Raw genomic sequence first — 18049 nt, forward strand, 5'->3', positions numbered from 1 at the left:
GCGGGAAATGCCGCTGACTGAATACGCGGCTGCCCGCAGAGGGGCAAGATGGTTGCGGATCAAACTGCTGGATGATCAGGGATTAAAGGCCGCGAGGCGCGCGAACAGCGTCCGGATGCCCGCCCGGTCCACATTGGCAAAGGCGATGCGGAACTGGCGGTCGCCGTCCGGGTCGCCTGCGGGCATGAACATCGAGCCCGGAAGCATCAGGATGGAGGCCTCAGCAACCAATTGTTTCGCAACTTCCTCGGACGGGGCGTCGAAAGGGTGCTCGACATAGGCAAAGTAGGCGCCGCAGCCGAGCAGTTTCCAGCCTTTCGCGGCCAGCACCGGGAAGTTTTCATGGATCACGGCGCCGCGGTCCAGGATTTCCTGCCGTTCGCCAGCCAGCCAGTCCTGCAGGTTTTCAATTCCCCAAAGGGCGCCGGCCTGGCCCAGCTGCGAAGGACAGATTGTGACGGTATCCAGAAACTTCTCCATTTCGAACATCCGCTCCGGAGACGCCGCAATGGCGCCAACCCGGTGGCCGGTCAGCCGGTACGCCTTGGAGAAGGAGTAGAGGTGGATCAGGGTCTTGTCCCATTCCGGCATCTGAAACAGCCCGTGCGGCGCGCCCTCGCGGCTGTCGAAGTCACGGTAGGTTTCGTCCACGATGAGCGCCAGGCCACGGTCGCGGGCGAGGCTGAAGAAGGCTTGCACCAGCCCGGCGGGATATTCGACACCGCAGGGATTGTTGGGCGTCACCAGCACGATGGCACGGGTGCGTTCCGTGATCAGGGTTTCTGCGGCAGCAAGGTCCGGCAGCATGCCTTCGCCAACATGCAGCGGCACGGCGGTGACACCCGCCATGTCCAGCCACATCTTGTGATTGAAGTACCAGGGCACAGGGATGATCACCTCGTCCCCTTCGCCGGAAAGCGCGGCGATGGCAGCGGCAAAGGCCTGGTTGCAGCCGGAGGTTATACCGACCTGCTCTGGCCGCACCTCGGCCTGGTAGTGGCCGGAAATCTGCCGCGCCAGCGCCCGGCGCAGCGGATCGTTGCCCAGGACCGGGCCATAGAAATGCGCTGAGACGTCGTTCAGCGCGGCCTCTGCGATTGCCTGGCGCAGTTCTTCGGGCGGCGCTTCCGCCGGGGCAGCCTGGCTCACGTTCAGCAGCGGGCGGTCCGGCGGAAACGTGGCCCCGGCCACCCAGCGGCGCGATTCGACGATGGGTGAGACAAATGTGGCTTGGGTGCGGGAAAGAGGCATGGGAAGCTCCGGGCGGCGGCAGACAATGTCAGGCGCGCCGGATCGGGCGCCTGCGTATGTCTGGCACGGCGGCCCGGGCGGCTCAAGCGGGAACGGCGGTCACGGGAACAGCCAAAGAAAAAGGCGCGCTGTAACGCGCGCCTTTGAAATCCTGCTGCCGGGACCGGATCAGTCCTTGCCGCGGTAGGGCTCAACATACTGCAGCGCCATGTCCCAGGGGAAGAAGATCCAGGTGTCCTGGCTCACCTCGGTGATGAAGGTATCCACCATCGGGCGGCCCTTGGGCTTGGCATAGACGGTGGCGAAATGCGCTTTGGGGTACATCTCGCGCACCAGCTCCAGGGTTTTGCCGCTGTCGACCAGATCGTCGATGATCAGCACGCCCTCACCGTCGCCCATCAGCCCCGCGTCCGGGGATTTCAGAACTTCCGCCTCGCCCTGGGCCTGGTGGTGATACGACCGCACTGAGATCGTGTCGACGGTTCGGATGTCCAGCTCGCGGCTGACGATCATCGCCGGCGCCATGCCGCCGCGGGTGATCGCCACCACGGCGCGCCAGGCGCCGTTATCGGGGCCTTGCCCGTCCAGGCGCCAGGCCAGCGCGCGCGAGTCGCGATGGATCTGATCCCAGCTGATGTGAAAGCCTTTTTCGTGCGGCAAACGGTCAGTCATGTTTCTTGCTCCCCGCGAAATCGCGTCAGCTTGCCGGAACCGGGGGTGCAGCCCCGGGCCCGGTATCAGTAATTTACTTCGAAATATCCGGTGCATCCACCGCCTTCATGCCCACCACATGGTAGCCGGCGTCCACATGCAGGTTCTCGCCTGTCACGCCGGAGCTGAGATCGGACAGCAGGTAAAGCGCGGAATTGCCGACGTCGCCGATGGTCACATTGCGGCGCAGCGGCGAGTTGTACTCGTTCCACTTCATGATGTAGCGGAAATCGCCGATGCCGGAGGCGGCCAGCGTCTTGATCGGGCCGGCGGAGATTGCGTTGACGCGGATGCCGTCCTTGCCCAGGTCCTCAGCCAGGTATTTGACGGAGGCTTCCAGCGCTGCCTTGGCGACGCCCATCACATTATAATGGGGCATTACTTGCTCGGCACCGTAGTAGGTAAGGGTCAGCAGCGAGCCGCCTTCGGTCATCAGCTTCTCGGCGCGTTTTGCAACCGCAGTGAAGGAAAAGACCGAAATGTCCATGGTCATCTGGAAATTGCTGCGGCTGGTGTCGACGTAGCGGCCGCGCAACTCATTCTTGTCGGAAAAGCCGATGGCATGAACGACAAAGTCCAGCTTGCCCCACTTGGCTTCCAGCTCTGCAAACAAGCCGTCGATCGAGGCTTCGTCCGAAACATCGCAGGGCAGGACGATGTCGCTGCCCAGTTGCTCGGCCAGCGGACCGACCCGCTTTTTCAGTGCTTCGCCCTGATAGGAAAAGGCAAGCTCGGCGCCGGCATCGGCGCAGGCCTTGGCAATCCCCCAAGCAATGGATTTGTCGTTGGCCAGGCCCATGATGAGGCCGCGCTTACCGGCCATCAGTTGACTAGACATGCAGGTTCTCCGCCTGTGATCTGTGAATTAGACGGTGTTTAGTATGCCGCGCGGGCCGCTTCAAGGGTGCACGCCCTTGCCGCGGGACAGGAAGCTGCATAGGTTGCACCGAAACCCCACGACGAGGTGCAAGAATGACCGACCGATCCGGAATTTTCGCGGGCGATGATCCGTTTGCAATTGCCCGTGCCTGGTTGGCGGAGGCGGAACAGTCCGAACCCAATGATCCCGATGCCATTGCGCTGGCAACGGTGGATGAAACCGGGCTGCCCAATTGCCGGATGGTTCTGCTCAAGGAAATCGAAGACGGCGCCTTTGTGTTTTACACCAATTACGAAAGTGCAAAGGCGCAGGAACTGGATCAGTCCGGCAAGGCTGCCTTTGTGATGCATTGGAAATCCCTGCGCCGCCAGATCCGCGTGCGCGGCACCATCACCCGCGAGGACGGGCCGCTGGCCGACGAATACTACAGGTCCCGCTCGCTCAAGAGCCGGCTGGGCGCCTGGGCCTCGAAACAGTCGCAGCCGCTAGACAGCCGCGGCGCGCTGATGGCGGAGGTGGCCAAGGTCACGGCCGCAAAGGGCCCGAACCCGCCGCGGCCGCCGTTTTGGGGCGGCTACCGGCTGGTGCCAGTGGAGATCGAATTCTGGGCTGATGGCGCATTCCGGCTGCATGACCGGTTCCGCTGGCGTCGCAAAGAGAGCACCGCAGAATGGGAAATCCTGCGGCTTAGCCCGTAATGAAAATGGTTAAGGTTTCCCTAGGGTCAATAGCAGTTTCGTGACAATTTCAAGACTTTTTAACTTGAAATCCAAGGTCAGAATCGCGCATCAGAGCGTCATCAAAATAAAAAAAACGCGGTGGGAATAAGTCAGTGGCAGAAGATCTCAGCAGCTTGCAGCAGGTTCAGGGGCTGGTGAAGTGGTTCGACCCGGCCAAGGGTTACGGGTTTGTCGTATCTGACGAGGGCGGCCCGGACATTCTTCTCCACGTTAATGTGCTGCGGAATTTCGGCCAGAGCTCTGTCGCAGACGGGGCCAGGATCGAGATTGTGACGCATCAGACCGGCCGCGGCGTGCAGGCGGTGGAGGTGCTGTCCATCATGCCGCCGGAGCGCGACGACACCCCGGTACTGAGCGACTTTGCCGAACTTGACATGGTCAGCCTGCAGAGCGAGCCGCTGGAGCCGGCGCGGGTCAAATGGTTCGACAAGGGCAAGGGGTTCGGCTTTGCCAATGTCTTTGGCCGCGGCGAGGATGTCTTCCTGCATGTGGAGGTTCTGCGCCAGTCCGGGCTTGCCGACCTGCAGCCTGGCGAAGCGCTGGCGATGCGGGTGATCGACGGCAAGCGCGGCCGCATGGCGGTGGAGGTCCTGGCCTGGGAAGCCGCACTGCTGTCCGGCGCCACGGAGTGACGCCATGGGACGGCACCTGGTTCCTCTGAGCTTGTGCGCCGCCCTTACCCTTTTGGCCGCCCCGGCGCTGGCAGCGGAATGCGCGCCTGACCGGGTCGGCCTGCGCGGCGCCTGGGGGCAGGCCGCCTTTGACGTTGAAATCGCCGACAGCGAGGCTGAGCGGGCCCGGGGCCTGATGTTCCGGGAGGAACTGCCGCGCGGGGCAGGGATGCTGTTTGTCTACGAACAGCCTCAGCCCGCTGCCTTCTGGATGAAGAACACGCTGATCCCTCTGGATATCATCTTTCTGGATGACCGGGGGCAGGTGACCTCTGTTCACGAAAACGCAGTGCCTGGCGATCTGACCCCGATCCCCGGCGGCAACCAGGTGTTTGCTGTTCTGGAAATCAACGGCGGGCTGGCCCGCCGCTATGGCATCTCGGCGGGCACCCAGATGCGGCACGAAATTTTTTCCGGTAGCGGCGCAGTTTGGCCCTGTTAGGGCTTTTCAAATCAATCCGCCGGAGATAGGAAGGCGCACGGTCCGGGGCGTGGCGCAGTCTGGTAGCGCACCTGTTTTGGGTACAGGGGGTCGTGAGTTCGAATCTCGCCGCCCCGACCACTTCTCTCAGTAAAAATCCGGCGAATCTCTGGTGGGCACCTGGCGGCCCGGGAATCATTTCCCGCCAATGGGGAGTCCATCAAGCTCGACGCAACCCTAAGCGTTAAGGTCTTCTTAACCTCCTGTTAAGGCACCTTTAATCAATTGCCGCTGATGCGCATCAGAAGGTTAATTGTTGACCGTTTTCCATGAAGCCAGCAGCGTAACGGGACAGCTGGATCACCGTTAGGCTGATCTTTCGTTTCAAATACCGGTGCTGTTGAAAAGAATCTGTCACGGCCGGGGACACCATACTGTCTTTCTCCTTCCGCAAGCCGGCAAGTCACTCGCTTACAAATAGAAATTCGCGGTTTTCGCTTTGAGGTCAAAAGGCGCAGGTGGGGCGGCGGCCTGTGGATGAATCGAAGCGTTCCCGCGGACCCTGCAAACCGCAGAAAGCGTCAACAGCAAAGATCCTTTCCAAGACGTAAATTTTACGTTGACCCCTTGTGTCTTAATACGCCAAATTGTGTTCACCGGTTGCGGTGGCACTAAATCTGGTGGGTTCTAGAGCCGCAGCAACAACGCTGAAAACAGCACACAGTCCTGGGAAGAACGGCCGGCGAGGGCCTCGGGTGCGCCAAATGCGGCGGGCGCAGGAATGTTCGTGTGTTCTGCAGCCGGGGCTGGATGGTGCGGGGGCACCGAGACACATGAACGACGAGTGCTTGAGAAGGGGCAAAGCATGAAGATCGAACGGAAATTCACCAAACCCGGACAGGATGCCTATGCCGATCTGGCCTTTGTTTCGGCCACCTCGGAAATCCGCAACCCGGACGGGACCATCGTTTTCCGTCTCGACGATATCGAAATCCCCGCGTCCTGGAGCCAGGTGGCCAGCGACGTCATCGCCCAGAAGTATTTCCGCAAGGCCGGCGTGCCGTCCCGCCTGAAGAAGGTTCGCGAGAAGGGTGTGCCGGAATTCCTGTGGCGCTCTGTCCCCGAAGAGGGCGCGGAACTGGGCGGTGAAACTTCCTCCAAGCAGGTGTTCGACCGTCTGGCGGGCGCCTGGGCCTATTGGGGCTGGAAGGGCGGCTATTTCTCCTCCGAGGAGGACGCGCGCGCCTACTACGACGAGATGCGCTATATGCTGGCAACCCAGCGCTCGGCCCCCAATTCGCCCCAGTGGTTCAATACCGGCCTGCATTGGGCCTATGGCATCGACGGCCCGGCGCAGGGCCATCACTATGTCGATTACAAGACCGGCAAGCTGACCAAATCCGACAGTGCGTATGAGCATCCCCAGCCGCACGCCTGCTTCATCCAGTCCGTCTCCGATGATCTGGTCAAGGACGGCGGCATCATGGATCTGTGGGTGCGCGAAGCGCGGCTGTTCAAGTACGGCTCCGGCACCGGCACCAATTTCTCCCATCTGCGCGCCGAGGGCGAGCCGCTGTCCGGCGGCGGCAAATCCTCCGGCCTGATGGGATTCCTCAAAATCGGCGACCGCGCGGCGGGCGCCATCAAATCAGGCGGCACAACCCGTCGGGCAGCAAAAATGGTGATCGTGGATGCGGATCACCCGGATATCGAGCAGTTCATCCAGTGGAAGGTGATCGAGGAGCAGAAGGTCGCGTCCATCGTCGCGGGCTCCAAGATGCACGAGAAGATGCTGAACGGCATTTTCGAGGCGATCCGCAGCTGGGACGGGGGCGAGGCCGACGCCTATGACCCGGCGGTCAACGGCGGGCTGAAAACAGCGATCCGCGAGGCCAAGAAGGTCGCAATTCCGGAAACCTACATCAAGAGGGTGCTGGATTACGCCAAGCAGGGCCATACCTCGATCGAATTCCCGACCTACGACACGGACTGGGATTCCGAGGCCTACAGCTCTGTTTCCGGGCAGAACTCCAACAACTCGATCCGGGTCACCAACGCCTTCCTGCACGCGGTCGAAAAGGACGCCGACTGGGAGCTGTTCAACCGCACCGACGGCAAGGTCGCCAAGGTGGTGAAAGCCCGCGATCTGTGGGAGAAGGTCGGCCATGCGGCCTGGGCCTGCGCCGATCCGGGCATCCAGTTCCACGACACCGTGAACGAGTGGCACACCTGCCCGGAAGACGGTGAGATTCGCGGCTCAAACCCTTGTTCGGAATACATGTTCCTGGACGACACCGCCTGCAACCTGGCGTCTCTGAACCTGCTCAGCTTCCTGAAGGACGGGCTGTTCCAGGCGGATGATTTCATGCATTCCTGCCGCCTGTGGACGCTGACGCTGGAAATCTCGGTGATGATGGCGCAGTTCCCGTCCAAGGAAATCGCGCAGCGCTCCTATGACTTCCGCACCTTGGGCCTGGGCTATGCCAACATCGGCGGGCTGCTGATGAACATGGGCTACGGCTATGACTCGGATGAGGGCAGGGCGCTGTGCGGCGCGCTGACCGCGCTGATGACCGGTGTGGCCTATGCCACCTCGGCCGAGATCGCCTCGGAGCTGGGCGCCTTCCCGGGCTATGCGAAAAACGCGGACCACATGCTGCGTGTGATCCGCAACCACCGCAATGCTGCAAAGGGCAACGCGGACGGCTATGAGCAGCTGTCGGTCAAGCCGGTGCCGCTGGACATCGCCAACTGCCCGGATGCGCTGCTGACCGATCTGGCGGCCAGCGCTTGGGATGAGGCGCTGGAATTGGGTGAAAAACACGGCTACCGCAACGCCCAGACCACGGTGATTGCACCGACCGGCACCATTGGCCTGGTGATGGACTGCGACACCACCGGTATTGAGCCGGACTTTGCCCTGGTGAAGTTCAAGAAGCTGGCGGGTGGCGGCTACTTCAAGATCATCAACCGCTCGGTGCCGTCGGCACTGGAGGGGCTGGGCTACAGCTCTGCCCAGATCGAAGAAATCGTGTCCTACGCAGTCGGCCACGGCTCCATCGGCAATGCGCCGGGCATCAACCACACCTCGCTGGCGGGTCACGGCTTTGGACCCAACGAACTGGCCAAGGTGGATGCGGCGCTGGAATCGGCCTTTGACATCCGCTTCGTGTTCAACCAGTGGACCCTGGGCGAGGATTTCTGCACCGGCGTGCTGGGCATTCCGGCACCCAAGCTCAATGACCCCACCTTCGACCTGCTGCGCCACCTGGGCTTTACCAAGTCGGACATTGACGCAGCCAATGACCACGTCTGCGGCACCATGACCCTCGAAGGCGCGCCGCACCTGAAGGAAGAGCATTACGCGATCTTTGACTGCGCCAACCCGTGCGGCAAGAAAGGCAAGCGTTTCCTGAGTGTTGACAGCCATATCTATATGATGGCGGCGGCCCAAAGCTTCATCTCCGGCGCGATCTCCAAGACCATCAACATGCCGAATTCGGCCACCATCGAGGATTGCCAGAAAGCCTATGAGCTTAGCTGGAGCCTGGGCATCAAGGCCAACGCGCTCTATCGCGACGGCTCCAAACTGAGCCAGCCGCTGGCAGCGGCACTGGTCGAGGATGACGACGACGCGGCGGAGGTGCTGGAAAGCGGCTCGACCCAAGAGAAGGCCGCGGTGTTGGCCGAGAAGATCGTCGAGAAAGTGGTCATCAAGGAGGTGCTGAAATCGCACCGCACCAAGATGCCGCAGCGGCGCAAGGGTTACACCCAAAAGGCGGTTGTCGGCGGCCACAAGGTGTACCTGCGCACCGGCGAATATGAGGACGGCAACCTCGGTGAAATCTTCATCGACATGCATAAGGAAGGCGCAGGCTTCCGGGCGATGATGAACAATTTCGCCATCGCGGTGTCGGTCGGCCTGCAGTACGGGGTGCCGCTGGAGGAGTTTGTCGACGCCTTTACCTTCACAAAGTTCGAGCCCGCAGGCATGGTCCAGGGCAACGACTCGATCAAGAATGCGACCTCAATCCTCGACTACGTGTTCCGCGAACTGGCGGTCAGCTATCTGGACCGCACCGATCTGGCGCATGTGAAACCCGAGGGCGCGACCTTCGACGATCTGGGCCGCGGCGAGGAAGAAGGCGTGTCCAACGTCTCCGAGCTGAGCGAAAGCGCCGCCACGCGGTCGCTGGAGGTGCTGAAGCAGATTTCCTCGACCGGCTATCTGCGCAAGCGGCTGCCGCAGGAACTGGTGGTGCTGCAAGGCGGCCAAACAGAAGCGGGCATTTTGGGAACCGGAACCGATCCAGTTGCTGCATTGCAGTCGCTGGTACCGGAAACCACCGAGGCACCGGCGCAAACAACTGGTGGTATGGACGCACGCACCAAAGCAAAAATGCAAGGCTACGAAGGCGAAGCCTGCGGTGAATGCGGCAACTACACGCTGGTGCGCAACGGCACCTGCATGAAGTGCAACACCTGCGGGGGCACCTCGGGCTGCAGCTGAGGACCTCCGTTTGCGGCGCCGGCTTACCCCCAGCGGCGCCGCAAACAAATAACCCTAGGCAGGAATAGGCCTGCTTTGGACGAAATCAGGGACGGGTGCGCCCGTTCTGAACACCGGGATGGCCCAGGTAAGAAAATACTTTCGGGCAGTCAATGAAGGAGCCTGACCGGTGATAACTGGCTTCCTCTGTAGCAGAGGAAGCCATTTTCTTTGCCTGTTCCTGGGCGTTCGCTCAGTCTTATAATCAGAATTATGTAAACAACAGGCCTGCCATGGACGATCTACGCACCGAAACTGAACACTGTTTTCTTTCAATAGATCAATTCTTTAGAGGCCGAAGCAAACCCTCCTGCGCAACACTGGCGACCAGTTGCCCATCTTCCGTGTAGATGGCGCCGCGGTTGAAACCGCGACCATTGCCGGTGAATGGCGCGTCCATGGTGTAAAGATGCCAGTTCTCGAAATGCACCGGCGCGTGGAACCACATGGCGTGGTCCAGGCTGGCAGTCATGGCTCCGGGTTTTTGGAACGTTAGCCCATGCGGCCGCATTGATGACCCCAGCAGTCCGAAATCCGAGGCATAGGCCATCAGGATATGCTGCAGTTCCGGCCCGGCGCCTTTGGCGGCTTCCATTCTGATCCACATGTGATTGAGGTCACTGGTTTCTTCGGGTGCCAGAGGATCGCGCGGCTCAACCTCGCGGATTTCGAACGGCCGCGGGCGTGTGAATTCGGCGCGCTTTTCGGGGTCAACGCGGAACGCATTGCGCAACAGGATTTCATGGCGTGGCTCCAAGCCTTCAGGTCCCGCAACCTCCGGCATCGGGTGCTGGTGCTGCCAGCCGTCCTCCTGGGCATGGAAGGACGCGGCCAGGTTCAGGATCTGCTTGCCGTTCTGCATGGCGACAACCCGGCGCGTGGTGAAGCTGCGACCGTCGCGGGCCGGATCGACCTCATAAATGACGGGACGAGACGGATCACCCGGACGGATGAAATACGCGTGAAGCGAATGGCACAAGCGTCCGGAAACAGAAGCATAGGCCGCGGCCAGCGCCTGTGCGATCACCTGACCGCCGTAGATGCGCGTCGGCGTTTCACCGCCGGATCCGGAACCGCGGTAAAGGTTGGTGTCCAATGTCTCCAGATTCAGAAGGTCGAGAAGCACCTTGGCGGTATCTGTCATGGGCAGCGCTTTCTATGGTCACGTCTTTTACAGGCTCATTATCATAACCGGAAACACGGCGCGTGGAAGTCACGTGGTCATCGCGCCGTGCACCAGAGCTTTGAGTTCCGGCCGCGACGGGTATGAGCTGGAGGGCGCCAGCTGGGTCAGGAATACCACCGACAAATCCAGCTTGCGGTCGGTCCAAAAGAACGTCGAGGCAATGCCGCCCCAGCTGAAGTCGCCAACCGAGCCAGGGCAACGGGCCCGGGCCGGATCCAGTACCACGGCACCGCCGAGCCCGAAGCCCATGCCCTCCATCGGTTGTTCCGCAAAGCTTTGCGGCCCCATCGAGGCGATCTCACCGGGCAGATGATTTTGAATCATGAAATCAGCAGTTTGCGGGCTGATGATAAAGCCGTCATCGTAGCTTCCGCGGCGCCTTAGCATCTCAGCGAATTTCATGTAGTCATCAAGCGTCCCGACCAGGCCGCCGCCGCCGGAATGCATCTCTGCCTTCTGGAACGGTGAACTCTCCCAGCTGTCCGTCAGCCGCAAGCTCTCGGCCCCGGTCTCGGCCGAATTGAGCGCCATGGCGTCGCCGGCCAGCGGAGTATAGAGAGAGGCGAACCGGTTCCCTGCCCCGGCTGGCACCTGGAAGCCGGTTTCGCGCATGCCGAGTGGCCCGAAGATCTCCTCAGCAAAAAACTGGCCCAAGGTCTTGCCGGAAACCACTTGGATGACGCAGCCCAGCACATCGGTTGCAACCGAATACTCCCACCGGGTTCCAGGCTGGAACGCAAGCGGCAGTTCCGCCAGGCGCGACACCATCGGGGCCAGGCCGCCCTGGTCTGGCTTGAACAGCAATTCCGCCCCGTCCATGGCCTCCGGGAGAACGCCCGGATTGAACGAATAACTCAGCCCGCTGGTATGGGTCAGCAGCTGATGCAGTGTCGGCACCGGACACGGTTCCGTCTGGCTGATGTCGGCAGCTCCCGGAACCAGCGCCTGCATACCGTTGAATTCCGGTAAAAAATCGCTGACGGGCGCGTCCAGATGGAACAGACCGCGCTCGAGCAGGATCATCATTGCCACCGAGGTTACCGGTTTTGTCATTGAGTAGAGCCGCACCAGAGTGTCGCGGGTGAACGACAGCTGTTCCTCGATATTGCGCAGGCCTGCAGCGTGGAAGAAAATCTCTTCGCCACCGCGTTTCACCAGCAGCGCACTCCCGGGATATTTTCGTTCTTCCACATAGCGTTGCTGCCAGGACTTGATCCTACCGAACCGGTCAGTTTGCATCGCTGCTCCCTTGTCATTTGCCAGTTTCCGTCAGGCCGCGCTCGCATGCTGTGCCGCCGTGCCCGTCCAGTCGCATGAAATTCACGCAAGGCAGCATGCGTTGGCAAGAGGTGAAATGAAATGGCCTAGTACCAGCAATCCGACCAATTCAGAGCGGCATCCGCACAAATATTATTTTCGGCAATTCCACGCAGCGTTTTTTCATATTCGCATCCCATTGTGTATTCGCATTCCGAGAGAAATTGTCTTAGTACTTCAAGGAGAAGGACAGCAAGGAATTACATCTGATGACGAGTATTCTGGTATTGAACGGCCCCAATTTGAACCTGCTCGGCACCCGGCAGCCGGAAGTTTACGGCTCTGTCACTTTGGCAATGGTGGAGCAGGATTGCCAGGCGCACGGCAAGACGCTTGGCTTTGACGTTGTCTGCCTGCAGTCCAACCATGAGGGTGCGCTGATCGACGCCATTCACGGAGCCAAGGGCGTGCATCAGGGGATCGTTCTGAATGCCGGCGCTTATACCCATACGTCCATTGCCCTGATGGACGCGCTGATTTCCGTGGAAATCCCGGCGGTTGAAGTACACCTTTCCAACATTCATGCCCGCGAGCCGTTCCGCCACACGTCCTACATCGCCAAGGCCGCGTTGGGTCAGATCTGCGGCTTCGGCGCCAAGGGGTATCTGCTGGCGCTGGATGCCCTGGCGGCACATTTGAATAAGGCCGGACAGGCATGAAAGTAAAGGAATACCTGAACTTCCTGTGCGGCGCTCAGGGGCTCGAAGAGCTGTGGCACGAGCATGTGAATCAAATGGCCTCCTTCGGGTTCGACCGGCTGATCTACGGCTATACGCGCTACAGGACGGAGACCTCGCTGGGCGATCCCGAGGACTTTGTCATATTGTCCAATCATCAAAGCGAGTATCTGAACGGCTTCCTGAAAAAGGGGCTTTATCTGTCGTCGCCGATGCTCCGCTGGGCGCTTGAGAATGAAGGTGCCGGCAGCTGGCGCATTGCCCAGGAAATGGCCGACAGCGGCACGCTGACTCCGGAAGCAAGGAAAGTTCAGGAGTTCAATCAGAAGCTGGACATGACGGCTGGGTATACTATCAGCTTCCATTCAGCATCAAAGCGGTACAAGGGCGCGATCTCGCTTGCGGCCAAACCCGGCATGACCCAGGATGAGGTGGACGCTATTTGGGCGGATTGCGGCGATGACATTGCCCTGATGAACAATGTGGCGCACCTGAAAATCCTCACCCTGCCTTATGCCGCACCGAACCGGAGCCTGACCAAACGGCAGCGGGAAGTTCTTCAATGGGTCGGGGACGGCAAGACCACGCAGGACATCGCGCTTCTGATGGGTTTAACACCCGCTACGATTGAAAAGCACCTGCGTCTTGCCCGTGCATCCCTGTCTGTCGAGACCACGGCGCAGGCCGTTCTGAAGGCCGCTCTGCACAATCAGATGTATGTTGTGGACGCATAGCCCGGCAGCCGAAGGTTTGTTCGGATCTCCGTACAGCTTTTTGAAATCCTTTTACTTTTCCGAAATTGTCCGGCCATGTGTGCGGGCTTGAGATTTATCTGCTGCGCAGATGCCAGACGCCAAACAGCATCAAAAAGTAAGGAATTCAGTACTACCGCTAAAGGGTAATTCACTGCATGTTGCACGTGTTCCGTGAGTGGTGGCTTTGGCCAAGGAACTTTGGGTAACGACCCCTTGCGATTTCAAGGCTCTCCTACCTGGTCGGGAATAGGCGCGTATTGGTCCGCGTCTATCCCGGATACCAGAGGGGCTCCATCCATCCCCATCTGGGGCCCCTCACCTTCCCCGCAGCCTGTTTCAGAACCGCACCCCGGCGGCCCCGCCGTGTCCTGTGTCAGCCGCTGGCTGAACCGTGTGCAAACAAAAAAACGGCGGGTGGAAGCCACCCGCCGTTCAATCAGCAAGGTGTCAGCAGTGCTGATCAGCCCTGAGCAGCCTTGGCCACTTCTGCTGCGAAGTCTTCTTTTTCGACTTCGATGCCTTCGCCGACTTCCACGCGGACAAAGCCGGTGATGGTGGCACCAGCTTCCTTGGCAGCGGCTTCAACGGTCAGGTCCGGGTTCACCACGAACTGCTGGTTCAGCAGGGTGGATTCAGCCACGAATTTCTTCATGCGGCCTTCGATCATCTTCTCGATCACCTGCTCCGGCTTACCGGATTCGCGGGCGATGTCGATCTGGACCTGCTTTTCCTTCTCGACGATGGAGGCGTCCAGGTCAGCTTCGGACAGCGCGGCCGGGTTCACGGCTGCGATGTGCATGGCAACCTGCTTGCCGATCGCTTCGTCGCCGCCGTTCATGGCAACCAGAACGCCGATCTTGCCCATGCCGGCGGTGGCTGCGTTGTGGACGTAGGAGACGACGGTCTCGCCTTCCAGCTTCTCCATGCGGCGCAGCGACATGTTCTCGCCGATGGTGGCGATCTTGTCGGTCAGGGTTGCTTCGACGGTTTTGCCGCCCAGATCGGCTGCTTTCAGCGCTTCGACGTCGCCGGCGCTCAGAGCGGCCTTGGCGATGCCCGCAACCATTTCCTGGAATTCGCTGTTTTTCGCAACGAAGTCGGTTTCGGAGTTCACTTCAACCGCAACGCCTTTGCCGCCTTCGACAACGACGGCCACCAGGCCTTCAGCTGCGGTGCGGCCGGATTTCTTGGCGGCTTTCGCCAGGCCTTTGGTGCGCAGCCAGTCAACCGCGGCTTCCATGTCGCCGTTGTTTTCGACCAGTGCTTTCTTCGCGTCCATCATGCCTGCGCCGGTGGATTCGCGCAGTTCTTTCACCATTGCTGCAGTGATTGCCATCTTAGGCTCTCCTCAATTCAAAAACGGATTTGGGGCAGGTGATACCCTGCCCCGCATGTCAGTTCCGTGACAGGACGGATCAGGCCTCGGCGGCTTCTTCAGCCACGGCTTCTTCAGCCGGTGCTTCTTCCAATGCGCCCAGGTCAACGCCTGCTGCGCCCAGCTGAGCCGACATGCCGTCCAGAGCCGCGCGGGCAACCAGGTCGCAGTACAGCGAGATGGCGCGCGATGCGTCGTCGTTGCCCGGGATGATGTAGTCCACGCCGTCGGGCGAGCAGTTGGTGTCGACAACAGCCACAACCGGGATGCCCAGTTTCTTGGCTTCGGCGATTGCCAGCGCTTCTTTCTTCACGTCGATGACGAACAGCAGATCCGGCACGCCGCCCATTTCGCGGATGCCGCCCAGGGAGGCCTGCAGCTTCTCCTGGTCGCGTTCCATGCCCAGACGCTCTTTCTTGGTCAGGCCTTCGGCGCCGCCCGCCATCTTCTCGTCGATTTCCTTCAGGCGGTTGATCGACTGGGAAACGGTTTTCCAGTTGGTCAGGGTGCCGCCCAGCCAGCGGTGGTTCATGTAGTACTGAGCGGACTTCTCAGCTGCTTCGGCAATCGGGCCGGCTGCCTGACGCTTGGTGCCGACGAACAGAACGCGGCCGCCCTTGGCGACGGTGTCACGGACAACCTGCAGCGCCTGGTCCAGCATCGGAACAGTCTGGGTCAGGTCCATGATGTGGATGCCGTTGCGCGAGCCGTAGATGAACGGCGACATGCGCGGGTTCCAGCGCTGAGTCTGGTGGCCGAAGTGAACGCCAGCTTCCAGCAGCTGACGCATGGTGAACTCGGGAAGAGCCATGCTATTCTTTCCTTTCCGGTTTCTATCCTCGGCGGGGGTTCAGAGCAATAGCTCCAACCGGGGGTCCGTCAGGGATGTCTCCCCTGATCAGGCCAAACCCCGCCTGCGGGTTCGTATGCGCGCCTATAGAGCAGATATTGTCAGCTGACAAGTGCCGTCCCGCAGAAATCGGCATCCTGCCCCGGATTTCAGGCTTTCAAGGCAACCTGATGGCCGCTGCGCACCAATTCCTCGGCCCGGGCGGCCAGCGCCTTGCGGTCCGGAAAGTCCGACACTTTCAGCGGCGGGTGATAGATCAGTTCCACCGCGCCTTGGCGCGGAGTGGCCAGAACCTTCAGCAAATGCGGCCCAAAGTCCATATCTCCCCACCAGCCATAAAACCGGGCGGGCGCCCCCTTGGGGGCATGGTGCACCACGGACACCGGCTGAACGTGCAGGCCATCGCGCAGATGGTCATTGAAGAAAGCGGCAAAAAGCGTTGTTTTGAAACGTAAAACACGCAACCCATCGGTTGAGGTGCCTTCCGGGAAAAACAGCAGCTTATGCCCGGCGCGCAGGCGCTGCTCGAACAGGTCTGCCTGCTCCTTGGCTTTCTTGGGGGTTCGTTCGATGAATACGGTGCCGGTGGCCCGCGCCAGCCAGCCGATGCCCGGCCATTTGGCGACCTCTGCCTTGGAGACGAAGTAAATTCGCTTGCGCGCATTCAAGGCAAAGATGTCCAGCCAGGAGGAATGGTTGGCAACAACCGGGCCGCGCTGCCGCATCAGTGTGCCGCGGGTTTGGTAGCGGATCCCCATGAGACGGAACGCATTGCGGCAGACGAACTGGGTGATGAACGGCGTGACCGGCCTCTGGAGCCCGAACAGCGGGCGTTCAACCAGGCGGACGGTCAGCAGAAGCAGCAGCCCGCCAAACACCAGCAGCGCCAGCGGCACACCGCGCAGCAGCACCAGGCACCAGCCCAGGGCAGTGATGCGGACAGGGTCCGGGGCCTCTTCACTTTGCCAGCTGACGCTCATTCCCGGCCCCGGCCTCCTGTGTAGATTTTGCGCTGCCGTTCGTTCATCCGCGCGGTGTCCAGGATCAGGCAGACATCAGTGGTGTTGAACGCATGGTCGATATAGGCGCCCTCACCGACAAAGCCGCCCAGCCGCAGGTAGGCCTTGATCAGCGCGGGCGTGTCGATCATCGCGCGCTTCCGGTCCAGATCAGCTTCGGCCACCAAATCCATGGGCTGAAACGATTTTGACCGGACGCGCAGCTCAGGCGGCGCCAAGTGGTTGTGGTGCAGCATCGCCAGCGGATTGGCCAGCTGCTGCGGATCGGTGCCATGAAAGCTGGCCACCCCGAACAGGACCTCTATCCCATGCTCCTCGACATATGCGGCGAGCCCGGACCAGAGGTGAAACATCGCCATCCCGCCGCGGTAGTCGGCATGCAGGCAAGACCGCCCCAGTTCCAGCAGCCTGCGGCCGGAGGTTTTCAGAACACTCAGATCGTATTCACTCTCGGAGTAGAACTGCCCTGCCTTCGCCGCCTGATCCTCCCGCAGCAGCCGGTAAACCCCCACGACCATGTCCTTGGCGGTATCGGTCACCAGCATGTGGTCGAAAAAAGGGTCGAACCGGTCCTGTTCCAGACCGGCCTCGTGGTCCACCATCGCGCCGCCGCCGCCCAGTTCCCGGACAAACACCTCGTACCGCAGGGCCTGGGCAGCACGCAGCTCTTCCTCCGTGTCGGCGATTTTCACAGAGAACTCCGGGGCGCGGTCTTGCATACGGTTTCCTTGCATGTTTCAGGCTTGAGCGCAGCCTGCCCTTGAGGCAAAGAGTGCGCATCATTTGAGGCTGATTTGAGGGAGTTTGTTAACCCTTCATAAACCGTTATGGCTCAAAGACGGGGATAAGGGAGACGCGCGCTCCGTCAATCACGAGCTTTCCTTGATCGGGAAAATTCACGGTGATCTTGCCGCCCGCGTTCGACTGCACCTGACCGACGCCCCATTCGGGGTGATCGGGGTGCCGGACGAACATGCCGGGGGCTAAAATAGCGTTGAGGTCATTCATTGGCGGGTGGCCCAGTTCGGAGGAAGTAGAAGTTATGGGTGTAGATAACGCCAATCTGGCTGCATTGGTAGGGTCCCGGATCTGTCATGATCTGATCAGCCCGGTCGGCGCCATCAACAACGGTCTGGAGTTGCTGGGCATGGCCGGCAGCATGTCCGGGCCAGAGCTCGAACTGATTTCCGACAGCGTGGCCAACGCCAATGCCCGCATCCGTTTCTTCCGGATCGCCTTTGGCGCTGCCGGCGACCAGCAGACACCGCGGGCCGAGGTGGTTTCCGTGCTGGAAGACGTCAGCAAGGGCGGGCGGATCAAGTACCAATGGTCGCCGCTGGAAGGCTGCACCCGCAGCGAGGCGCGTCTGGCGCTGCTGTCCGCGCTGTGCCTGGAATCGGCGCTGCCTTATGGCGGCACGGTCAAGATCTTCTGTGCTGACGGTAAATGGACGGTCATGGGCGAAGGCCGCAAGGTCACGGTCGATGATGAACTGTGGGCGCGGGTCAGCGGCGGCAATTCGAACGCTGAAATCACCCCGGCACTGGTTCAATTCGCATTGCTGCCGGAAGCGGCCAAAGAGGCAGGCCGCACTGTGCGGCTGGAGCTGAACCTGGAAAAGATCACACTGCAGTTCTGAACTGCGCG

The 18049-nt window shown here is 60.8% G+C and carries 17 protein-coding genes and 1 tRNA gene; 8 read left to right on the forward strand and 10 right to left on the reverse strand.

The window, feature by feature from the left end; all coding sequences use genetic code 11:
* Positions 1–75: 75 nt before the first annotated feature.
* The 3 genes from ACFMBG_RS14325 to fabI all read right to left on the reverse strand — a co-directional run bounded on the left by ACFMBG_RS14325 (position 76) and on the right by fabI (position 2800).
* Entirely contained in the window at positions 76–1251 is a 1176-nt protein-coding gene (locus ACFMBG_RS14325; RefSeq protein WP_421055382.1) for an aminotransferase, read from the reverse strand.
* 168 nt (positions 1252–1419) lie between these two features.
* The gene (gene gpt, locus ACFMBG_RS14330; protein WP_421055383.1) at positions 1420–1923 is read right to left on the reverse strand and encodes a xanthine phosphoribosyltransferase; all 504 of its coding nucleotides are present in this window, start codon (positions 1921–1923) and stop codon (positions 1420–1422) included.
* Positions 1924–1996: 73 nt separating this feature from the next.
* The gene (fabI, locus tag ACFMBG_RS14335) at positions 1997–2800 is read right to left on the reverse strand and encodes an enoyl-ACP reductase FabI (protein WP_421055384.1); all 804 of its coding nucleotides are present in this window, start codon (positions 2798–2800) and stop codon (positions 1997–1999) included.
* A 134-nt stretch (positions 2801–2934) separates the two neighbouring features.
* Between fabI and pdxH the strand changes: the two genes are divergently transcribed.
* From pdxH to ACFMBG_RS14360, 5 genes are all read left to right on the forward strand, one after another.
* A complete protein-coding gene (gene pdxH, locus ACFMBG_RS14340) occupies positions 2935–3540 on the forward strand; it encodes a pyridoxamine 5'-phosphate oxidase (protein WP_421055385.1) in 606 nt (201 codons plus the stop codon).
* A 134-nt stretch (positions 3541–3674) separates the two neighbouring features.
* Positions 3675–4214 carry a cold-shock protein gene (locus tag ACFMBG_RS14345; protein ID WP_421055386.1) on the forward strand — a complete coding sequence of 180 codons (540 nt, stop codon included), beginning with the start codon at positions 3675–3677 and terminating at the stop codon, positions 4212–4214.
* Positions 4215–4218: 4 nt separating this feature from the next.
* Positions 4219–4695 (forward strand): DUF192 domain-containing protein, encoded by a 477-nt coding sequence (locus tag ACFMBG_RS14350; RefSeq protein WP_421055387.1) that lies wholly within the window; start codon positions 4219–4221, stop codon positions 4693–4695.
* A 43-nt stretch (positions 4696–4738) separates the two neighbouring features.
* Positions 4739–4815: transfer RNA gene (locus ACFMBG_RS14355), tRNA-Pro, on the forward strand.
* A gap of 724 nt (positions 4816–5539) precedes the next feature.
* On the forward strand, positions 5540–9184 hold the full coding sequence (locus ACFMBG_RS14360; protein ID WP_421055388.1) for a vitamin B12-dependent ribonucleotide reductase: 3645 nt from the start codon (positions 5540–5542) through the stop codon (positions 9182–9184).
* 319 nt (positions 9185–9503) lie between these two features.
* Here ACFMBG_RS14360 and ACFMBG_RS14365 read toward each other — a convergent pair whose 3' ends face one another.
* Both ACFMBG_RS14365 and ACFMBG_RS14370 read right to left on the reverse strand, forming a co-directional pair.
* Positions 9504–10367, reverse strand: a complete 864-nt coding sequence (locus tag ACFMBG_RS14365; protein ID WP_421055389.1) for an acyl-CoA thioesterase — start codon at positions 10365–10367, stop codon at positions 9504–9506.
* Between the two features lie 69 nt (positions 10368–10436).
* Positions 10437–11648, reverse strand: coding sequence for a serine hydrolase domain-containing protein (locus ACFMBG_RS14370; RefSeq protein ID WP_421055390.1), 1212 nt, complete (start codon positions 11646–11648; stop codon positions 10437–10439).
* Positions 11649–11935: 287 nt separating this feature from the next.
* Between ACFMBG_RS14370 and aroQ the strand changes: the two genes are divergently transcribed.
* Positions 11936–12385, forward strand: a complete 450-nt coding sequence (gene aroQ, locus ACFMBG_RS14375; protein WP_421055391.1) for a type II 3-dehydroquinate dehydratase — start codon at positions 11936–11938, stop codon at positions 12383–12385.
* Positions 12382–13137, forward strand: a complete 756-nt coding sequence (locus ACFMBG_RS14380) for an autoinducer binding domain-containing protein (RefSeq protein ID WP_421055392.1) — start codon at positions 12382–12384, stop codon at positions 13135–13137. The genes aroQ and ACFMBG_RS14380 overlap by 4 nt, the downstream gene beginning before the upstream one ends.
* Positions 13138–13618: 481 nt before the next feature.
* Here ACFMBG_RS14380 and tsf read toward each other — a convergent pair whose 3' ends face one another.
* The 5 genes from tsf to ACFMBG_RS14405 all read right to left on the reverse strand — a co-directional run bounded on the left by tsf (position 13619) and on the right by ACFMBG_RS14405 (position 17410).
* Entirely contained in the window at positions 13619–14494 is an 876-nt protein-coding gene (gene tsf / locus ACFMBG_RS14385; RefSeq protein ID WP_421055393.1) for a translation elongation factor Ts, read from the reverse strand.
* A gap of 79 nt (positions 14495–14573) precedes the next feature.
* The gene (gene rpsB / locus ACFMBG_RS14390; protein ID WP_226428395.1) at positions 14574–15344 is read right to left on the reverse strand and encodes a 30S ribosomal protein S2; all 771 of its coding nucleotides are present in this window, start codon (positions 15342–15344) and stop codon (positions 14574–14576) included.
* 188 nt (positions 15345–15532) lie between these two features.
* On the reverse strand, positions 15533–16363 hold the full coding sequence (olsA, locus tag ACFMBG_RS14395) for a lyso-ornithine lipid O-acyltransferase (RefSeq protein WP_421055394.1): 831 nt from the start codon (positions 16361–16363) through the stop codon (positions 15533–15535).
* Positions 16360–17121 carry an L-ornithine N(alpha)-acyltransferase gene (gene olsB / locus ACFMBG_RS14400; RefSeq protein WP_421055395.1) on the reverse strand — a complete coding sequence of 254 codons (762 nt, stop codon included), beginning with the start codon at positions 17119–17121 and terminating at the stop codon, positions 16360–16362. Before olsB ends, olsA begins: the two co-directional genes overlap by 4 nt.
* Positions 17122–17227: 106 nt before the next feature.
* Positions 17228–17410 carry a DUF3553 domain-containing protein gene (locus ACFMBG_RS14405; RefSeq protein WP_027237671.1) on the reverse strand — a complete coding sequence of 61 codons (183 nt, stop codon included), beginning with the start codon at positions 17408–17410 and terminating at the stop codon, positions 17228–17230.
* Positions 17411–17444: 34 nt separating this feature from the next.
* Here ACFMBG_RS14405 and ACFMBG_RS14410 point away from each other — a divergent pair, with 34 nt between their 5' ends.
* A complete protein-coding gene (locus ACFMBG_RS14410; protein WP_421055396.1) occupies positions 17445–18041 on the forward strand; it encodes a histidine phosphotransferase family protein in 597 nt (198 codons plus the stop codon).
* The last annotated feature ends 8 nt before the right edge of the window (positions 18042–18049 follow it).

The sequence above is a fragment of the Leisingera coralii genome (assembly GCF_049056525.1).
Classification (GTDB): domain Bacteria; phylum Pseudomonadota; class Alphaproteobacteria; order Rhodobacterales; family Rhodobacteraceae; genus Leisingera; species Leisingera coralii.